This window comes from Chlamydia sp. (assembly GCF_017472245.1).
Taxonomy (GTDB): Bacteria; Chlamydiota; Chlamydiia; order Chlamydiales; family Chlamydiaceae; genus Chlamydia.
The window spans coordinates 127,578-143,211 of the sequence record NZ_JAFUQR010000005.1 but is presented as its reverse complement, the minus strand read 5'-3'; the positions used below and the strand labels follow the sequence as shown (position 1 = coordinate 143,211).

Genomic DNA, 15,634 nt, shown 5'->3' with positions numbered 1-15,634 from the left:
TTATAATAGCTCCTATTATCTAGGCTGTGTTTTTGGCTGTCAACCTTCCTTTTATCTCGGTAAGTTTGTTTTTTAGGGGTGCGCGGAGGAAAACGCACCCAATTGTTAGTCTGAAGGGGAAGTTGTGAGATTTGCTTTAATAGTTAGATCTACAAGAGAAGAGAGTAGAGCGGAGACAGCTTGAAGGATTTGCATCGATTCGGAGGATGTAGCATTAACTGTTTTTTGGTTTGCTTGAGCTCGTTGTTGAGCGGCGGACAACTCTTGCTGGATAAGCTCTCTGTTTGCTGAGATTTGTTGGTTGGACGTTTGGAAAGCTTGAATTGTGGTGTTATTGGTATATTCGTCTGTAGAATTTGGTTTTGGTGTCAATGATGGGACGTATAGCAAAGGAATGTTAATTAATTCTTTTGTTTTACGTTGCTGCTCAAGAGTATTTTCTTGCAGAACAGACATGATAGCGTGGCTGTATTCTGTAGTTGATACGGAAAGTTGCAACATGACTGCGATACAAAAGTACATAGCAGACTGCTTATTGATCTCGATGGATATTGGATTCATCAGTGTAGAGTCTGGTATGACCACAGTTTTTTCAGGAAGAATAGGGATGACTGCACTACTCATTAGATGTCCTTTTTTTATATGTTTGCGATCAAGCTAACGATTTGTGAGAACGTTTGGATGAGCGCCTGACCAACTTGCAAGGATTGTTGGATAATGTTGTTATTTGTGTTCAGGTTACTAGAAATAACTTGAGAAGCATTTCCTAGTCCGGATATTTGGTTTTGGATAGCCTGTCTGGATGCTCCCACTGCCTGGTTAACGGATTGTACGTTTTGTAAATAGGAGGAGTTTTGCGAATTGACCTGGTTTTTTGGAATTGTTGTGTATTGGTACAAAGCTTCTTGGTTATTTAAGAATGTTTGTGCTGCAGCATTAGCTTGTAACTGTTCTGCAACTAAAGAGAGATTGTTTTGGGCTACAAGAACAGATTGATAAATGTAGTAAACTGTAACAATAAGTGGATTTGAGTCTTTAGCAAAACGAGCTATGATCTCATCCGCTGTTGCAGAGTTCGCTGTGCCTGTAACTGGGGGTGTTTCAGGTAGCTCTACAGCGGCTTTCACTGGTTCTAAAGGAAGATGCCACATATCTGCCTCAAAAATTAGTTGATAGGGTTAAGACAGGGGTTTATTCAATTGATTAACAGTACTTCCCACAGAGTTCAGTGTCTTAATGAAGGAGGAGTTTTGCTGGGCGATCTGCTGCATGATGTTGATGTTTGTGGATGCATGGGAAAGGATAATTTGTCCGTTTTGTCGAGCAGTTACTAATTGATCTTGAATGTTAGAACGTTGCGCGGAGTAGTTTTGGTTCTGGTTCTGTACTCGTGTAATCTCATCCTCTTTCGCTCCGGCATTAACGACAGCGTATTTAATGCGATTAGTTTCTTGGTTTAATTGTTGCTGGATATTAGTATTGTCGTTGAGTTGTTGAGATTGTGTGAGAATCGTTTGTTGGCGTATTTCTACAGCTCCCAAAAGAAGTGAGTAAATACTGAACAAAAGTTCTGCCATTGGAGGCGTTCTTAGAGGTTCTAAAGGAGGTAGTGAAGAGACATATTTAGTGTCTCCTGTTTGCTGGATAGGTACTGACATATTCTAAAAATTTTTTTGTTTTTATTTTTTATTTTACCAGCAATTTCTCACTTTAATAAAAATAATAATTTGTTCTAAAAATAAGCCTCTTATTTAACCCCTTTTCTTTTAAGCTCTAACAGCCTTGGAGAGGGGATCTAGAGGCCTATTTTGTGTTTGGATGGAAATTCGGACAGTTATTGGTAATGAGAATTCCTGTTTGAAGGGTGTTTTTAAGCAGAAATTTTCAGAATAGTGTAAGTAATTGTATTAAAGCTTTTTGCGAAATGCTGCAGAGAGTGTTTTAGGCAAAAAATGTTTTCCTACGTGGGGGGCTGTGTGTCAGAGGTTAAAGACTGCGAGCAATTGGATTTTTTAGGAGATAATGATATTAGTGCTTATATAGTACTAACTTGTGGGCGACTCTCGGCAGATGGGAAAATGAACGTCGAGATGATCTATGAAGGGGATCGAGAATTGGTTAGCTTTTTGTTGACCAAAGCGTTAGCTTCTTTGGAGCAGCCCTAAACAGAAAAGAGGGGTCTGATGGGATTCGGAACTGTAAGAGGAAAAGGAAAAGCTTTAAAATCCTTCTTCCTAAAGCCTCTACAGAATCTTGAAGTGAGGCTTTTCTTTATACCTATAGTGCTATTCTTAGGGGGGATCGGTTGTTTATCCTTGGTTCCCTCGCTTCCCTTGCTGGTTGTTTTGGGTATTATGAGTATCTTCGTTGCTCTAGTTTCCTTTCTTCACGGTTGGGGATATGGAATATCTGTAATAGGGGCGATTTCTTTAGGGTTAGTGCTTTGTAGTAATTTTTCTGTGCCTACTTTCTGGGGTGGGCTACTGACTCTTACATTCATTGTTTCCTATGGAATCCTACTTCTCGGTATATCTTTAGTTGAGGGGCTTATAGAAGAAAAGACAGCGTCTTTAACAAAGTTAGCGACTTTACGTGATGAACTTCAGGAATCGTATAATCGCCAAGTGCAAGAACGAAAAGAGGGAGAGCGTTTTTTTGAGGGGAGGATATTGGCTTTGGAAGAGGAGCTTTCTGTTTGTCGCAAGCATCTTGAAGAAATCTCAAGGAAATACGAGCATACAGATAGAGATTTGCAAATTCTTATTAGCCAAAGAGATGATTGGTTGAAAGATTATTCGATTCTTCATCAAGAGTATGTTCGTGTTGCTACAGGAGGAGAAGAAGGAGCTTTTTTCCCTTGGACTGTTTTTGAAGGGAACCTAGAAAAAGAAGCTTGCGACCCACAGTTTCTTCTTGAGGTAGAGAATAAAATTGCTCATCTAGAGAAGACCTGCGAAGAGGAAACCTGTGGAAAGCGATATGCTGAGGAGTGTTTGGAAAAAGCTTTAGCAGATTTGTTAGAGGCTATTCGTCATCGAGAAGTTCTGGAAAGGGAAAATATCAGGAAGGATAGTGAGATAGAGTCTTTAAAACAAGAGATAGTTACAGAAAAACTGCTTAGCCATTCTGCTAATCACGAGAGGGCTGTTTATAAAGGCAAGTATTTACAACTGAGAGAGCAGTTTAAGGCTAAAGATGCTTGTCTTAGAAAGGCTAGACAAGAGCGGTTTTTAGCTCAGGAACAACTATTAACGCTAAAAAGAGAAGAAGAAGCCTCGAATCCATCTGCGATTGATAATCTTTTTATTATTCAGGATCTTTTGTCTCAGATTGAGGCTTTGGAAGAAGAGATTATTTGTTTAGAAGGGTTAGTACTTCATAACCAGAATCCGTAATAAGTACGGTGTGCTCCCACTGTGCACTAGGCTGATGATCGCAGGTTCGTGCTTCCCAGTGATTTATTGGATCGATGCATCCTTCTTTTTTCCCTACATTGATCATAGGTTCGATGGTGAAAATCATACCTGGGGCTAGGGGGATCTTACAAGAGTTTCTGTGATGCGCTACGTAGGGATTTTCGTGGAATTTTACTCCTACTCCGTGGCCTACAAATTGATCAACAACAGAGAATCCATACCGTGCTGCGCAATTTTCAATTACTTCTCCAATTTCGTACAGAGGAAGATTAGGCTCTAAAATCGCTATTGCTTCGTTAAGAGCTTTCAGAGAGGCTTCACAGACTCTTCTTTTTATCTCAGAAACTTCCCCTATCATCACCATTCTGCTACAGTCTCCATAGAATCCATCTACAATGCAAGAGACGTCAATATTCATAATATCCCCATTTTGTAAAGGAATGTCATTGGGGATGCCGTGGCAAATGACTTCATTGAGTGAAGTGCAGATAGTTTTTGGGAAAGGCGGTTGTCCATAATTAAGCGGAGCTGGAATGGCCTTGTAGTCTTTGTGGAGTTCTTGGGATAAACGATCGAGCTCGTTTGTAGTTACGCCTTCTTTTGCAGCTTCGCATAAAGCGTTAAGAATTTGAGCAGTTACTTGACAGGCATGACGAATTTTCTTTATTTGCTCGGGTGTTTTGATGATAATACCATAGCGAGAAGCATAAAATTGTCTTAAATTATCGTCAGGACGTTCTGGTTTAGCCGGGGAGTGGCAATGTTTCCATTTTTTCTGGCTACCACACCAACAAGGATCATTTCTTTTCATAAAAGGAAAACCAAAAAAAAGATTTCTGATTCATTTGTTTCTTTTTTGTGTAAGGGATGCTTTATGGCATCACATAATACCCTATATTAAAAGCTGTGGAGAAAGCTTTCAGTATAAGGTTGACAGACATCAAAGCTAAACTAATACTAAATAAACGCTCTAATGCTAACAATCCCATTTGGCCAAATAGGCGATTAATGGGGCTAGAGAGGAGTAGCGTAATTAGAGAAAAAAGCCAAGCGAGCAGAATAGCTCCCAAAACAACCTCTTTAGAGAAAATACCCTCTTCCATATGCCCTAGAGTGGAGGTGATCATTGCGGGCCCTGTAATAATAGGAAAGGCCAAAGGAAAGAAAACAGGTTCTTCTTTGTTTTGTTTTAAGGCCTCCGTATGAGGAGGGAGAGCTTTCATCATGTCAATAGCAATAGCTCCGAGAAGCAGCCCTCCTGTCAATTGGAACGCTGGTAGAGTGATACCTAGTAAACGGAAGAAACTTCGTCCAAAAGTTATGAATAAAAACAGCAGGAGCAAAGCGTAGATGGACTCCCTTAAGATGATACGTTGTTGTTTTCGGAAAGAAAATTTTTTCAATAAGGCAACAAAAACAGGCAAAGAACCTAAAGAATTGAAAAGGGCATAAAAAAGTAGAGTAAGGCGAAATAAGGAATGTAGCATAATACACTTGCCTTCTTATAGGAAAGTTTGCTGTAAGCCTGATACCAGGAGTTGTGCGCCTACGATCACGACTGCAAGTCCTAAAATTGTCTGTATCGCGATTATTGCTTGGGAGCCTTCTTTGTTAGTTACTTGGAGAACAAGAGTGGTGGTTGCCATCATTAGCCAAGAGAAAAATAGAAGAGCACCAACAATAGAAAATGGGAGATTCTGTGTAGTTAGGGGGGCACAAGCACATAGCCAAGAAGGCCCGATCATTAAAGGAAGAGCAATAGGGAATATTTTAGGAGAGCGGGAAAAGGAAGGGAGCTTAGTCCAGGAAGCTACTTGAGTATTTCGAAGAATGGCTCGCATTCCCACTAGCATAACTCCACATCCTCCAACAACAGTAGTTGCACAAGCTGGAGTTTGTAGGGAGTAGAGAAGTTTCGATAGGGCAGGATACAGAATCAATGAGCCGATAAGAGCAAAAAAACTTTCTCGGATCAATAGCAAAGCTTTGTTTCTTTTAGATAAATTGTCCAAGACTCTATTAAGGACTTCAATATTCGTTGTAGAATCTGCTGCTAAAAACAAGATGCAACTTTGAGACAGCAAAAAAAATGGCCAATCCATAAGACATTTATAAAAAGGTTTGTATTTTATTCTGAAAGAAGAGCGTGCTCCATTTTCAGCAATCAAGATTCTCTAAATCGCATGCAAGAGTGTAGTTTAAGATGAGATTTAACGAAACCTAATAATTAAAAAAGAAACCAAATAAATTTTTTATTCTAAAAAAGTATTTTCTTTTACTGAAAAGACTCAATATCAAAGGCGTTGATGGATGCTTGCAGATCTGGGTAAGTGGAAGATAGGGTAAAGAGGAGTGTTTGTAGTAGTTCTTGTGATAAAGGAGATTGGGTTCTAGCTAATAGAGGAATAGTAGCTTCCCATTGTGCTTGTTCATCAGACAATACTTTAGGTGAGTTTTTGGTTACTTTTACGTAAACTGCGAAAGCCTCTTGAGGATGCTCGCGACAAAACTCTAAACTTCGTGATAAAGCCTTTTGCATACTATAAAGAGATTGAGGAGTTGTAGCAAGAGATCCCTTTTTCCCGCAAATGAGGAGCTGTGGACCAGTGGGGAGGCCGTAGGTATCGGATAGGAAACAACTGGTAGGCATTCCTTTCAAAGAAATAGTTACCCCTTCAATGTTATAGAAAGCTCCGTATAAAAAATCTATTTGACGGGTAAGCATAGGAGAAATCATATCTGCGCTGACGTTTTTAATATCAGAAGGTACGACATGATGTTTACGTAAAAATTCCAGTAAATGAGGTAGTTTTTGTGAGTCATTGAGACAGAAACCGAGTACGCGGTTGTTAAGATCTTCTAGTTTTTCTATACCCTCATTGGTCCGGTAGATAAGGCCTTGTAAAGAGCTGTCAATAAGTCTTCCTACAATCTGAATAGGAGCCCCTTTGATTGCGGCTTTTAATATTCCTAGGCTGTGGTAAAGCGTATAGTCAACTTTTTCAAGCAAAAGATGGGGAACGGAAGAGCATGTGTCTGTATTTTTCTGTAAGGTTAGGGAGATTCCTTCATCTAAAAAAAATCCTTTCTCTATCCCAACATAAAGAGGGATATGATTGGGATTAGGCGTCCAGTCTAACAACAAAACAAAAGATTGCGTAGAGAGTGGGGGAATTGTTATGGGCTTCTTTTCTAGGAGAAATAATCCGAGGAGTGTAGCAAGAGGGATTAGAGCAAAGACCCACTTCTTTTTTCGAGTTTTGGTTTTACTTTTTTCTATTCTAAAGAAAGAAAAGATGCTGCGTTCAAGAAGAAGGACGCCGTGAAATAAACTTAGGGTAAGCAATGTGAGCAAGGATAATCCTGCTAAAGCCATTGTCATATCATAGTTTCGACGACTTTCTAAGATGAGGATTCCTAACCCTGATTGGGAAGCCACCCATTCTCCAGCAAGAGTTGCAAATCCTGCAGAACTCATAGCAATTTTAAGCCCGGAAAAAATGTGAGGCAAACCATAAGGAATTCTTAACTTGAAAAGGGTTTGCCAGCTTGTTGCTCGACAAAGAATAAATTGTTCCAGGAGTTCTTCCGGAGGATTTTTAATTCCTTGATAGATGGTTAGAGCCAATGGGAAAAAAATACTTAAGGCTGTGGGAATGATCACTGCTCTTGTTCCCCATCCAAACCAAAGAACAACTAAAGGAGCTAAAGTGAACATAGGAAGACATTGTACTAAAACACATAAGGGGTGTAACAGGCCACAAGTAGAAGGGAAGAGAAACATTGTGGAGGAAAATAGAATGGCTAATAGTAATGCTAAAAAGAATCCTCCTAAAATACCTTGGGCAGTATACGAAGCATGCTGAAGTAATAGCGAATAGGAGTGTATCCCCGTCACAAGTATCTTGGATGGTGGGGGGCATATAAAGCCGAAGTTGGGATGGTTTTGTGCGAAGAATTCCCAAATCCCGATCAAAAAAATGATGATGAGTGCGTAGCTAGTAATGGTTTTCATAAAAGGAAAAGGGAATCTATCGGTGGGGGAATCATAAGGAAAGAGGGCATATGCGGCAAGAGAATGATAGCTTAGGAATTGTATTGGTTCCTGAAGATAAATTATTTGGAGCTCAAACTGGACGTTCACAAGAGTTTTTTGCTTATGGTAAAGAGTTGATGCCTATAGAGGTAATTCATGCATTAGTAACCATTAAGAAATGTGCTGCCAAGGCGAATGGAGATTTGCAGTGTTTGGATGCAAAAAGAAGGGACATGATTGTTGCTGCAGCAGATGAAATTTTATCTGGAGAATTGAATGAGCACTTCCCTTTAAAAGTCTGGCAAACAGGAAGCGGAACCCAAAGCAATATGAATGTGAATGAGGTTATCGCCAATTTAGCTATTAAGCGTCATGGAGGAGAGATTGGAAGTAAACATCCTGTTCATCCCAATGATCATGTAAATAAATCCCAATCTTCGAATGATGTTTTTCCTACCGCTATGCATATAGCTGCAGTGAAAAGCATAAAACATTCTTTAATTCCGGCTTTGGAACATTTACAAAGAGTGATTGATGCAAAAGTTCTGGAGTTTGCTCGAGATATTAAGATTGGAAGAACGCATTTAATGGACGCTGTACCCATGACCCTTGGGCAGGAGTTTTCAGGATACAGCTGCCAATTGCGTAATTGCTTAGAGAGAATAGGGTTTTCTTTAACTCATCTTTATGAGTTAGCTATTGGAGGAACTGCTATCGGAACGGGGTTGAATGTTCCTGAAGGGTTTGTAGATAGGGTAATTCATTATTTAAGACAAGAGACCGGGGAGCCTTTTATTCCTGCGTCTAACTATTTTGCTGCATTATCGAATCATGATGCTTTAGTGCAGGCTCATGGGTCCCTTACTGTTTTGGCTTGTTCTCTAATTAAAATTGCTACAGATTTAAGTTTTTTAGGATCAGGACCTCGTTGCGGATTAGGAGAGATTTTTTTCCCGGAAAATGAGCCGGGATCATCAATTATGCCAGGGAAAATCAATCCTACTCAAAGTGAAGCTTTGCAAATGGCTTGTTCTCAGGTTATTGGGAATAATCAGTCCATCATTTTTGCAGGGACTAAAGGAAATTTTGAACTAAATGTCATGAAGCCTGTGATTATTTATGATTTTTTGCAGTCAGTAGATTTGCTTTCAGGGGCTATGCGCTCTTTTGCAGATTATTTTGTTTGTGGGTTAAGGGTGAATAAAACCCAATTACAGAAAAATGTCGAAAGATCTTTGATGTTAGTCACAGCTCTAACGCCCATCTTGGGATATGATAAATGTTCGAAGATCGCATTGAAAGCTTTTCATGAGAATCTCAGCCTTAAAGAAGCCTGCGTATCATTAGGATTTTTGTCTGAACATGAGTTTGATACGCATGTTATCCCAGGATTGATGCTTGGGAAAAAAGAAGGAGGATAGATCTCAGAAAATAAGGCTGTACGGACACATATTGTCCGTACAGTCACAGATAGCAGGTCATTGAGAAGATTTACTTTCTAATTTGATCAATGCTTTTGCAAATAATAATGCTCCTTTTATGTTTGAGAATATGTGATCTACCCCGATTAGCTCATCGACGTGATATCTTCTCAAATCATTAAGAGGGGTTTTCTTCACTCCGGCTAAAAGCAGTAAAGTACCTTGTCGGTCACATTCTAAGAAGAATTCTTCTAAAGCATGCATAGCTGATGCATCTATTGTAGGAACCCTGCTCATACATAGAATGAAGATTTTTGGAGGAGTTTCTATTTCGTTTAATAAATTTTTTAGTCTATCTGCGATTCCAAAGAAAAAAGGGCCATTGATTTCATAAATTTCTGTAGAAGGAGGAACCTCATTTTTGCTGAACAGCAAATCATTTTGAGGTTGCTCGGATTCATCAAAATATTTTGCGGTAGAAATCACATCAGAAAGATCACTCATTTGCTTCATAAATAGGAAGGCTGCGAGCATCATACCCACTTGTACTGCAGAAGTGATTGTAGTCATGACTGTAAGAATAAACACTGTCAACAAAACAAGAATATCTTTCTTAGGAGCTGTGAATAAATGAATGAAATGGTGGATTTCACTCATATTCCAGGCAATTAAAATTAAGACTGCGGCTAGGCACGTTAGAGGTATTTTGATCGTTAAAGGGGCTAAAAGCAGTAAGATGAAGGAGAGGCAGATCGCATGGATGATCCCTGCCATAGGAGTGCTAGCTCCGCATTTAATACTTGCCGTTGTCCTTGAAAGAGAGCCTGTAACGGGCATGCCTGCGAATAAGGAAGTCCCAATGTTAGCAATCCCTTGGCCAATTAGCTGGCAGTTAGATTGATGTCTCCATCCAGTCATTCCATCAGCAACTACGGCGGCCAATAGAGTTTCTATTCCGGATAAGACCGCAATCGTCAAAGCATCTGGCATGAGCTGTAGCATTTTTGTAATGCTAATATGAGGGAAAATCGGACTGGGTAAAGCACTAGGAAGAGTTCCGTAACGACTACCGATCGTGGGAATGTCTATTTTAAGAATCCATACCAAGGTTGAGGCAATGATGATTGAAATCATCACTCCAGGATAGCGTGGCTTGAAGTTCCGAAAATAGATCATAAGAAGCAGAGTAAATAATCCAACTGCAAAAGTCTTGCTATCCCAGGTCCATAGGTAGTCCCAATACGCTACCCATTTCCCAATAAAATCTAGAGGAACACCATCTCCCATTTGAAGCCCAAGGAAATCTCGGATTTGGGAAGAAAAAATGATGACTGCAATGCCTGTTGTGAGTCCTGTAACCACTGGATAAGGCATATATTTAATGAAGGTGCCCAATCCTGCGAGGCCAAAAATAATTAAGAATATTCCAGCCATCAACGTGATGGTAAATAGTCCATCTTCTCCATATTTGACGCCAATGCAGTAGAGGATGGAGATAAAGGAACTTGTAGGTCCCGATATCAGCACACGACTGCCCCCCAAAGCAGAGGCAAGAAAGCCTCCAATGATGGAGGCTAATAACCCTTGCAATGGAGAAACTCCTATCCCTATCGCAATGGCAATAGCTAAAGGGAAGGCTAGAATTCCTGCAGTAAGCCCTGCGATAAAGTCTTTTTTCAATGTATTAAAAGAATACCCTTCTTTTAAGCAGGTAACTAATTTAGGGACAAGATGTTTGAAGGATAGGGAAACTTTCACCAAAAGGCCTCTTCCGTATTCAAAAAAAAGACGTTCTTTTTCTTATAGTAGAAAGGAATTTATCTAACTAGAGGAGAGGAATTTTAGTCTAAGGACTCTCTTCTAGTCTAGGATTGCCTTTCTATCTTTTTATCACGAATAGAGACTAAAGCGTAGTTTCTTTACAGATCTATTTCCAAAGGCTTTGGCAATGAATTCGTGATGTATCAGTTTTGCATTTAATAAGATGTCTAGACAATTAGTCGTTTTCATCTGCAAGGGGGAGCTTGTATGTTTATTAGGGACCTCCGACGCAAATATGGCGTAGTGAAAACAAAAGCGGGAACACTTTTGATGAAAAAGGTTTTCTATGCAACAGTTTTGCAGATAGAAAAGACTAGGAAATCTACTTTGTTAGTTAAAATAAAGAATTTTTTTGAGAAACGCAAGTGTTGATACTTTATAATTTTAATTTTTTTTCGCCAAAAATCTTGGAGTGATTTCTTCTTTATTAAAAGCTAAGGTTTTCGCTGTAGTGCTGAAAACTATTTTTGTGTAACATAGCCTAGGTCTTTGTAAGCTCGTCTTTCGAATGAGATCTTTTCTAAAGGTTGTCATGGTGTTAAGAGCTTGGAGACGAGTTCAAGATCTAGATCTGTGTACGAGGTGAGCGTTCTGACCATCACGTACATCAGCGTATGTACGCAAAGTCTTGTGGTTTCTCGTGATTGTTTTTGCCTAAGTTTCTGTGGGCTCTTAGTTTTTGGAATGAAGTCCTCGGAGTAAGGCGCTTGTCGAGGTCTTTATGTTAAAATTTCAGTTATGCGCGCTGTTCCTGTTCGGGTATCTTGCGATAATTTTTGAACACATTGTTCGAGTGAATAAGTCTGCTGTGTCTCTGGCTATGGGAGGTTTAATGTGGTTGGTTTGTTTCTCCCATATGCCTCATATCGACCATGCAATGATGGTTGAAGAGATTGCGGATATGGCACAAGTGATTTTCTTTTTATTTGCTGCGATGGCAATTGTCGAGCTCATAGATGCACATAAAGGATTTTCTGTTGTTGTTCGGTGCTGTAAAGTTGAGTCGAGAAATGTTCTTCTTTGGGTTTTGCTTACTCTTTCCTTTTTCTTGTCAGCGGCCTTAGATAATCTTACCTCTATTATTATTATTATTTCGCTTCTGAAGCGTCTTGTTAAAGTTCGAGAAGATCGATTATTACTAGGAGCTCTCTGTGTAATCGGGGTTAATGCTGGAGGAGCTTGGACGCCTTTAGGAGATGTTACTACGACAATGCTTTGGATCAACAATAAGATCTCTACGGCTGGGATCATTACTTCGCTGTTTCTTCCTAGTGTTGTCTGTGTGCTGGTTGCAGGGTGCTGCGGTCAGTTACTTTTAAAGAAGCGACATTGTTCCGGATTAGTAGAGGATTTTGACAGAGAACCAGCTCTTCCTAAAAGTAATTTGATTGCTTGTGTTGGCTTTGGATCTTTGCTCATGATTCCTATGTGGAAAGCTGTACTGGGAGTTCCTCCTTTTATGGGAGCGTTACTAGGGCTTGGCTTAGTTTGGCTTGTGAGTGACTGGATTCATTCTCCTCATGGTGAAGGACGTAGTCATTTACGTATGCCGCATATTTTGACGCGAATCGACATTTCCTCTGTTACATTCTTTATTGGGATTTTGTTAGCTGTTAATGCATTGGCTTATTCACATGTGTTACAAGATTTGTCTGTAGGTATGGATACATTGTTTTCCCGTAACACTCTTGCTGTTTTACTCGGCTTGGTTTCGAGTGTTTTAGATAATGTTCCGTTAGTTGCTGCCACCATAGGTATGTATGATCTTCCTTTGAATGATCCTCTCTGGAAACTGATTGCGTATGCTGCGGGAACTGGAGGAAGTATTCTCATCATTGGATCGGCTGCGGGCGTAGCTTTCATGGGTATGGAAAAAGTTAGTTTCGGCTGGTATGTGAAACATATTTCTTGGATTGCTTTAGCTAGTTATTTCGGAGGATTGGTTGTATATTTTTTGATGGAAAATTTGATGTATTTTTTCATGTAGGCCTCTCAGAACAATTTCTGGGGCTGTTTTCTTTAAAACGCCTTTAAATAAAGGGGCTCTTATCCTATTATGAGCCCCTTTTAAATGGAAAAATGGGTTTTGGAGAATATCAATTATGAAAATGAATAGGTTTTTGCTATTGTTGCTCACTTTTTCTTCCGCTGTACACTCTCCTTTGCGAGGAGAGAGCTTGGTCTGCAAAAATGCTTTAAAAGACTTACATTTTTTAGAGAATTTGTTACAGGTCAAGTATGCTCCTAAGGTTTGGAAGGAGGAGTATCTAGGTTGGAATCTTTCTGAAAGCGTCGTTTATGCGCAGCAGAAGCTGTGTTCAGTCGAGAATCCTTCGACAAGCTTTTGTCAGCAGGTAATCGCTGATTTTATTCAAGAGTTGAATGATTTTCATGCAGGGGTAACTTTCTATGCTGTAGAAAATGCTTATCTTCCTTATTCATTACAGAAGAGTAGCGATGGACATTTCTATTTTGTAGATGTGATGACTTTTTCCTCTGATATCCGTATCGGAGATGAGTTGTTAGAAGTAGATGGATGTCCCGTGGAAGAAGTGCTTGCTACTTTATATGGAGGCAATCATAAGGGGACTCTTGCTGAAGAATCGGCTGCTTTACGCACCTTATTCTCCCGAATGGCTTCTTTGGGTCATGAAGTTCCTTCTGGACGAGTTTCTTTAAAGGTTCGACGTCCGTCCTCTGGCTCTATCAAAGAGGTACGTGTACAGTGGCGTTACACTCCAGAAGGTGTAGGAGATTTATCTGCGATAGCTCCTTCTATCAAGGCTCCTCAGTTACAAAAATCTATGAGAGGACTGTTCCCTAAGAGAGACAATCATCACGCTAGTTCTTTGTTCCATTCTCCAATGGTTCCTCATTTTTGGGCAGAGTTGCGTAATCATTATGCGACTAGTGGTTTGAAAAGTGGGTATAATATTGGAAATGCGGATGGCTTTTTCCCTGTGATGGGCCCTGTCCTTTGGGAATCGGAAGGGCCTTTTCATGCCTATATTTTCCCTATAGTTGATGAACGCGGGATCCGCCACAATATAGGATTTCTAAGAATCGCTACATATGGTTGGCAAGAAATGGAAGACGTAGATCCTATGGGTCCTCCTCCTTGGGAAGAGTTTGCAAAGATCATAGACCTATTTTCTTTAAAGACAGATGCTTTGATTATTGATCAAACAAATAATCCAGGAGGTAGTGTCCTTTATCTATATGGTCTGCTTTCTATGCTGACAGATAGGCCTTTAAATCTTCCTAAGCATCGCATGATTCTGACACAAGATGAAGTTGTTGATGCTCTGGATTGGAAAAAATTATTGGAATCTGTTGATACGGATGCAGAGGCTCGTCTCGTTTTAGGTGAGAACATGGAGGGGTATACGGTCAATTTGCAAGTTGCTGAATACTTGAAAAGCTTTTCAGATCAAGTGTTGGCTTGCTGGCAGAATGGGGATATCGAACTATCAAATCCGATTCCTCTTTTTGGTTTTGAGCAAATACATCCTCATCCACGAGTTCAGTATAATAAGCCAATTTGTGTTCTGATTAATGAACAAGATTTTTCTTGTGCAGACTTCTTTCCAGCTGTTCTGAAGGATAATGACAGAGCTCTTGTTGTTGGATCTCGTACGGCTGGGGCTGGGGGGTTTGTGTTTAATGTGGAGTTCCCCAATAGAACAGGAATTAAAAGTTGTTCCTTAACGGGATCTTTAGCTGTTAGAATGCACGGTGATTTAATTGAAAATATTGGGGTTGAGCCTCATATCGAGATTCCTTTCACGGCTAATGATATTCGTCATCGAAGCTATTCGGAGTATTTCGATAAAATAAAAAAATTAGTCTGTCAGTTGATTAATAACGATAGCGTGATTATGATCTCTGAGGATGATAGTTAGCTATTTGTTTTATTCATAATGACTGAGGGCTTTTCGAGTAACGAAAAGCCCTCGTTCTCATAAAGTAGAATTAAAAAGGTGATTTGTGCGTAAAGTTATTATGTGTTCACCCAGGGGGTTTTGTGCGGGAGTGATCCGTGCAATACAAATAGTAGAAAAAGCTTTAGAGAGATGGGGAGCTCCGATTTATGTTAAGCATGAGATTGTGCATAATCGTCATGTGATTGACGAGTTACGAGCCAAGGGGGCGATTTTTATTGAAGATTTACAAGATGTTCCTCATAACAGTCGAGTTATTTATTCTGCTCATGGTATTCCTCCTTCCATAAGAGAAGAAGCAAAAGAAAGGGGGTTGATTGATATTGACGCGACATGCGGTCTTGTTACAAGAGTTCATTCTGCTGTTAAGTTGTATGCAGGGAAGGGATATCATACCATTTTAATCGGTAAGAGAAAACATGTTGAGGTGATTGGAATACGCGGGGAAGCTCCTGATCAAGTAACGGTCGTAGAAAATGTCTCAGAAGTAGAATCTTTGCCTTTCAGTGCGCAGGACCCTTTATTTTATGTAATGCAAACGACTTTGAGTATGGATGATTCTGCAGACATCGTCGCAGCTTTAAAATCTCGTTATCCACAAATCATTACATTGCCAACTTCTTCTATTTGTTATGCTACTCAGAACCGGCAGAGAGCGTTACGGAATATTCTCCCAAAGGTGAATTTTGTTTATGTCATAGGGGATACTAGAAGCTCGAACTCGAATCGTTTAAGAGAAGTTGCTATGAGACGAGGGGTCTTTGCCAGATTAGTGAATGATCCTGAGGAAATTACAGAAGAGATTTTACAATATTCAGGGAATATTGGAATGACAGCAGGAGCTTCAACTCCTGAAAGTGTTGTGCAATCCTGTCTAATGAAACTACGGGAATTTATTCCGAATTTAGTCGTTGAGACAGATCTTTTTGTTGAAGAGGATATGGTATTCCAGCTACCGAAAGAATTATTATAAGAAAAGTCAGATGAGGTCGATGGACT

At 39.8% G+C, this 15,634-nt stretch carries 14 protein-coding genes; 6 read left to right on the top strand and 8 right to left on the bottom strand.

Going from position 1 to position 15,634, the window contains the following annotated elements:
• Nucleotides 1-105 precede the first annotated feature (105 nt).
• The 3 genes from IJ490_RS01675 to IJ490_RS01665 are packed head-to-tail and all read right to left on the bottom strand — an operon-like array spanning nucleotide 106 to nucleotide 1,658.
• On the bottom strand, nucleotides 106-624 hold the full coding sequence (locus IJ490_RS01675; RefSeq protein WP_291892328.1) for a CT847 family type III secretion system effector: 519 nt from the start codon (nucleotides 622-624) through the stop codon (nucleotides 106-108).
• A gap of 14 nt (nucleotides 625-638) precedes the next feature.
• Nucleotides 639-1,151 carry a DUF720 domain-containing protein gene (locus IJ490_RS01670; RefSeq protein WP_291892325.1) on the bottom strand — a complete coding sequence of 171 codons (513 nt, stop codon included), beginning with the start codon at nucleotides 1,149-1,151 and terminating at the stop codon, nucleotides 639-641.
• A gap of 27 nt (nucleotides 1,152-1,178) precedes the next feature.
• Nucleotides 1,179-1,658 carry a DUF720 domain-containing protein gene (locus IJ490_RS01665; protein ID WP_291892322.1) on the bottom strand — a complete coding sequence of 160 codons (480 nt, stop codon included), beginning with the start codon at nucleotides 1,656-1,658 and terminating at the stop codon, nucleotides 1,179-1,181.
• 318 nt (nucleotides 1,659-1,976) lie between these two features.
• On the opposite strand from IJ490_RS01665, the gene IJ490_RS01660 reads away from it, so the two are divergent.
• Nucleotides 1,977-2,165, top strand: coding sequence for a hypothetical protein (locus tag IJ490_RS01660; protein WP_291893090.1), 189 nt, complete (start codon nucleotides 1,977-1,979; stop codon nucleotides 2,163-2,165).
• Between the two features lie 18 nt (nucleotides 2,166-2,183).
• The gene (locus IJ490_RS01655) at nucleotides 2,184-3,395 is read left to right on the top strand and encodes a hypothetical protein (RefSeq protein ID WP_291892318.1); all 1,212 of its coding nucleotides are present in this window, start codon (nucleotides 2,184-2,186) and stop codon (nucleotides 3,393-3,395) included.
• Here IJ490_RS01655 and IJ490_RS01650 read toward each other — a convergent pair.
• The 4 genes from IJ490_RS01650 to IJ490_RS01635 form a co-directional block, all read right to left on the bottom strand.
• Entirely contained in the window at nucleotides 3,352-4,227 is an 876-nt protein-coding gene (locus IJ490_RS01650; protein ID WP_291892315.1) for a methionyl aminopeptidase, read from the bottom strand. The two genes, IJ490_RS01655 and IJ490_RS01650, sit on opposite strands and share 44 nt — an antisense overlap.
• Nucleotides 4,228-4,288: 61 nt before the next feature.
• A complete protein-coding gene (locus tag IJ490_RS01645; RefSeq protein WP_291892312.1) occupies nucleotides 4,289-4,903 on the bottom strand; it encodes a MarC family protein in 615 nt (204 codons plus the stop codon).
• 15 nt (nucleotides 4,904-4,918) lie between these two features.
• Nucleotides 4,919-5,518, bottom strand: coding sequence for a MarC family protein (locus IJ490_RS01640; protein WP_291892309.1), 600 nt, complete (start codon nucleotides 5,516-5,518; stop codon nucleotides 4,919-4,921).
• A gap of 173 nt (nucleotides 5,519-5,691) precedes the next feature.
• Nucleotides 5,692-7,431, bottom strand: a complete 1,740-nt coding sequence (locus IJ490_RS01635; protein ID WP_291892306.1) for an ABC transporter permease/substrate-binding protein — start codon at nucleotides 7,429-7,431, stop codon at nucleotides 5,692-5,694.
• 50 nt (nucleotides 7,432-7,481) lie between these two features.
• On the opposite strand from IJ490_RS01635, the gene fumC reads away from it, so the two are divergent.
• Nucleotides 7,482-8,873 carry a class II fumarate hydratase gene (fumC, locus tag IJ490_RS01630; protein WP_291892303.1) on the top strand — a complete coding sequence of 464 codons (1,392 nt, stop codon included), beginning with the start codon at nucleotides 7,482-7,484 and terminating at the stop codon, nucleotides 8,871-8,873.
• Between the two features lie 57 nt (nucleotides 8,874-8,930).
• Here fumC and IJ490_RS01625 read toward each other — a convergent pair whose 3' ends face one another.
• On the bottom strand, nucleotides 8,931-10,634 hold the full coding sequence (locus IJ490_RS01625) for a solute carrier family 26 protein (protein ID WP_291892300.1): 1,704 nt from the start codon (nucleotides 10,632-10,634) through the stop codon (nucleotides 8,931-8,933).
• A gap of 781 nt (nucleotides 10,635-11,415) precedes the next feature.
• Between IJ490_RS01625 and IJ490_RS01620 the strand changes: the two genes are divergently transcribed.
• The 3 genes from IJ490_RS01620 (at nucleotide 11,416) to ispH (ending at nucleotide 15,608) form a co-directional block, all read left to right on the top strand.
• On the top strand, nucleotides 11,416-12,681 hold the full coding sequence (locus tag IJ490_RS01620) for an NhaD family Na+:H+ antiporter (RefSeq protein ID WP_291892297.1): 1,266 nt from the start codon (nucleotides 11,416-11,418) through the stop codon (nucleotides 12,679-12,681).
• A 115-nt stretch (nucleotides 12,682-12,796) separates the two neighbouring features.
• Nucleotides 12,797-14,596: a protease-like activity factor CPAF gene (locus IJ490_RS01615; RefSeq protein WP_291892293.1), complete on the top strand. Its 1,800-nt coding sequence runs from the start codon at nucleotides 12,797-12,799 to the stop codon at nucleotides 14,594-14,596.
• Between the two features lie 85 nt (nucleotides 14,597-14,681).
• Nucleotides 14,682-15,608, top strand: a complete 927-nt coding sequence (gene ispH, locus IJ490_RS01610) for a 4-hydroxy-3-methylbut-2-enyl diphosphate reductase (protein WP_291892290.1) — start codon at nucleotides 14,682-14,684, stop codon at nucleotides 15,606-15,608.
• Nucleotides 15,609-15,634: the final 26 nt, after the last annotated feature.

What these genes read in the sequence shown, in the direction of transcription:
- IJ490_RS01640 (WP_291892309.1), bottom strand. Translation starts at nt 5,518, where the DNA reads ATGGATTGGCCATTTTTTTTGCTGTCTCAAAGTTGCATCTTGTTTTTA.
- IJ490_RS01665 (WP_291892322.1), bottom strand. Translation starts at nt 1,658, where the DNA reads ATGTCAGTACCTATCCAGCAAACAGGAGACACTAAATATGTCTCTTCA.
- IJ490_RS01650 (WP_291892315.1), bottom strand. Translation starts at nt 4,227, where the DNA reads ATGAAAAGAAATGATCCTTGTTGGTGTGGTAGCCAGAAAAAATGGAAA.
- IJ490_RS01615 (WP_291892293.1), top strand. Translation starts at nt 12,797, where the DNA reads ATGAAAATGAATAGGTTTTTGCTATTGTTGCTCACTTTTTCTTCCGCT.
- fumC (WP_291892303.1), top strand. Translation starts at nt 7,482, where the DNA reads ATGCGGCAAGAGAATGATAGCTTAGGAATTGTATTGGTTCCTGAAGAT.
- IJ490_RS01675 (WP_291892328.1), bottom strand. Translation starts at nt 624, where the DNA reads ATGAGTAGTGCAGTCATCCCTATTCTTCCTGAAAAAACTGTGGTCATA.
- IJ490_RS01620 (WP_291892297.1), top strand. Translation starts at nt 11,416, where the DNA reads ATGTTAAAATTTCAGTTATGCGCGCTGTTCCTGTTCGGGTATCTTGCG.
- IJ490_RS01645 (WP_291892312.1), bottom strand. Translation starts at nt 4,903, where the DNA reads ATGCTACATTCCTTATTTCGCCTTACTCTACTTTTTTATGCCCTTTTC.
- IJ490_RS01655 (WP_291892318.1), top strand. Translation starts at nt 2,184, where the DNA reads ATGGGATTCGGAACTGTAAGAGGAAAAGGAAAAGCTTTAAAATCCTTC.
- IJ490_RS01635 (WP_291892306.1), bottom strand. Translation starts at nt 7,431, where the DNA reads ATGAAAACCATTACTAGCTACGCACTCATCATCATTTTTTTGATCGGG.
- IJ490_RS01670 (WP_291892325.1), bottom strand. Translation starts at nt 1,151, where the DNA reads ATGTGGCATCTTCCTTTAGAACCAGTGAAAGCCGCTGTAGAGCTACCT.